The organism is Boseongicola sp., assembly GCF_057460485.1.
In genome coordinates this window covers 1-3019 of sequence record NZ_JBVCWP010000398.1, presented here as the reverse complement: position 1 = coordinate 3019, position 3019 = coordinate 1, and the positions used below count along the sequence as shown (strand labels likewise).

Here is a 3019-nt window from a genome sequence, read left to right as displayed (position 1 = left end):
TCGCGCAGCATCGAGGGCGCTGTCTATTGCGATAACTTTTCCGCCTTGGGCGCTTGCCAGGTCTTCAGTTTCTCCAGGTCCGGCACGTAGAGCCGGAACTGGGAAGCTAGGTCGAGATCCTTGCGCTCGATGGGCAGCCAGTTCTCCTCGGGCACGCCCTCCGGCTTCTCAGCGGCGATGTGGATCTCAATGCCGCCGTCCTCGTTGAGCTTCATGCCACCATTCTCACCGACGCTGTACTTCTTGCGGTCGTTGGGGATGAAGAAGCCCTCGTCGAGGTCGTAGAGCGTCAGCGACCAGAAGGCCTTGGCGGGCGGCATTTCCTCCGCCGACATGCGGATGACATAGTCGTGCTGGGCGTTCAGGGGAGCACCATCGGTGGTGACCAGCTGCGGGTAGACTGCCTCCTCTTGCGGAATGCCGATCGGACCGGAGATCGAGGTAGCCACGAGCGCGTCAAGACTGGTCTCGCCTTTGGGTTGGAACATTACTGGTGCGATAGCGTCGTAGGTTTCCTGAGAGGCGATGTCACGGAGGATCCCGCGCTGGATCTTCTGGGCGATCTCGCGGACTTGCTTGCCGTTGATCTTGGCGAACTGTTCCGGGTCGGAGGCCTTGCCCGGTTCCACGCCCAGGGGCCTGTAGGCCGCGAGGACCGCCTGATCCTCAGCATTATTGGGATCGAAGGTCGTGTGGTTAAACACGAACTGCATGACCTCAAGAAGGTTTTTCTCGAAGACATCTGCATCCGTTTCGCCAACCGGCGGAAATGCAACGTCGTCGATGGGCTTAGGCTCGCCACCCTCGTACTCAGATAAAGTGACGAGCTTGAGCGATTTCATCTGGTCGGCGATCTTTTTGAAGCGTTCCGGGTCGTTGGCATGAGGCATGATCCGGAACACGGCCGACACAAAATCTCCGGTCGCTTCAAAGACACGATCGATACCTTCAACGGGCTCTCCGTCGTAGCCCTCGGTCCGCGCAGAATACAACAACATCTTCTCAGGCTTGCGAAAATCGCCCAATCGCGTTGACATCGGAATATTGACGTAGTGGTCGTAGCCCGTGACCATCAGGGAGACATACTTTGAGTCGAATGCGGGAATCTCAAGGATCACCGGATCTTTCCGCAGATCGATCAAACAGCTCAGGTAGAGCGTATCGTTATTTGGGCGAGCGATCTCTTGTAGCGTGTGGTCTTTAAGCTCTGTATCAGGATCACAAGTGTTCCAGCCTCCCTGCTTAGCTGCGAACTTGTTGTTCACATTGTACATAGCGACATACTGGTAGGAGCGTTCGACCAGGTTTTCGATATCCGCTTTGCTAAGCTGGCCGTCGCTCTGAAGGGCCACAGACCGCCCCTCGACCAATTCACTGAATGGCTGAATGGCCTCCTCCACCGAGTCTAGGACCTCTACAGTTGCCTTCTTGGCTTCTTCTAGAACCTCTCGCGCCGCTTCGCTGGCATGATCAAGGGTCTTTGTCGCTTCTTTGGCGTCATCTAGTGCACGCTCAGCAGCGTCTCTCTCGGCTTCTAAGGTAGAACTCGTAAGCTCTTTGGCGCGGTCAATCGCATCCAGGATTGCCCGCTTTGCAGCTTCAATTGCCTCGTTGGTTGTTTCCTTTGCCTCGTCAATCACCTGCTCAGTCGATTGATCAGGAGCCTTTGTCTCCACCTCTTCCTCTGCGAACGCTTTTGTTGGCAAGAGTGCAAGGACGCAGAAAATCGTCACCAAAACCAGGCGCCTCGAGGTCATTCTCATCTACTCCCTAAAGTGCAGAAAAACTCCGCGATCATCACAACGCTTACTCAAACATCTGCCTTTGATATGAATCAGAGGGGGCGCAATGTCCGCTTCTGGCACTTAACGGACGTCAATCTGGATCACGCTGATGTCCGCTTTGAGGGGCAAGGCAGACATCATCAAACTGCGGTCTGATGTCCGCTAATGACCCAAAGCGGACAAAGATTGTCTCAAGACTGTCACCGAGCTTCTCCCAGCACCTCGGTAAGTCAACAAGCGCTAGGTTGACGTGGATCAAGCCACTTGGGCGCTCTGATTGTCATACTTTACATGAGAACAACCCAAATCGAGTGGGAGGTAACTCAAATGAGAACTATGCGACTAGCGCTCGTTGTGCTCGGAGCGATGCTTGCCAGCATGGTGGCGCAGGTGTCGGCATTCGCCCAGCAGGACAAACCGAACATCCTTGTGATTTGGGGGGATGACGTGGGGCAATCGAATATTAGCGCCTATACCAAGGGGCTTGTCGGTTATCGCACTCCGAACATTGACCGGATCGCCGACGAAGGCATGATCTTCACGGACTACTACGGCGAGCAATCGTGCACCGCCGGACGATCATCGTTCATCACAGGCCAGAGCGTGTTTCGCACCGGACTTTCCAAAGTCGGGCTGCCGGGTGCCGATCTCGGGCTTCGCGAAGAGGATCCGACAATCGCCGCACTCCTTAAGGCGCAAGGGTATGCGACTGGTCAATTCGGTAAGAACCACCTTGGTGACAAGGACGAGTTTCTTCCGACCAACCATGGCTTCGACGAGTTCTTCGGCAATCTCTATCATTTGAACGCGGAAGAAGAGCCAGAGAACGAGGATTACCCGGATGATCCGGAGTTCAAGAAGAAGTTTGGTCCCCGCGGCGTGATCCACTCTTGGGCACAATCTGACGGGACCCAGAAGATCGAGGACACCGGCCCGCTCACGAAGAAGCGTATGGAAACGGTCGATGACGAGACCTCAGATCGTGCCATTGCCTTCATCAAAGAGCAGGTCGAGGCTGGCAAACCTTTCTTTGTCTGGTGGAGCGGCACGCGTATGCATTTTCGCACGCACGTAAAGCCGGAGCTCCGTGGGATCTCAGGGCAGGACGAGTACGCTGATGGCATGGTCGAGCACGACATGCATATCGGCAAGTTCCTCGACAAGCTCGACGAGCTCGGTATCGCCGACAACACGGTCGTCTTTTACTCGACCGACAACGGACCGCACTACAACAC

General features: G+C 55.5%; 2 protein-coding genes. One reads left to right on the top strand and one right to left on the bottom strand.

Features of this window, described 5'->3' with window-relative positions:
* Nucleotides 1-23: 23 nt before the first annotated feature.
* Nucleotides 24-1733: a DUF1214 domain-containing protein gene (locus tag AC221Y_RS22725; protein WP_486708566.1), complete on the bottom strand. Its 1710-nt coding sequence runs from the start codon at nt 1731-1733 to the stop codon at nt 24-26.
* Between the two features lie 387 nt (nt 1734-2120).
* Here AC221Y_RS22725 and AC221Y_RS22720 point away from each other — a divergent pair.
* The coding region (locus AC221Y_RS22720; RefSeq protein WP_486708565.1) for a sulfatase-like hydrolase/transferase at nt 2121-3019 on the top strand (899 nt) is incomplete at its 3' end.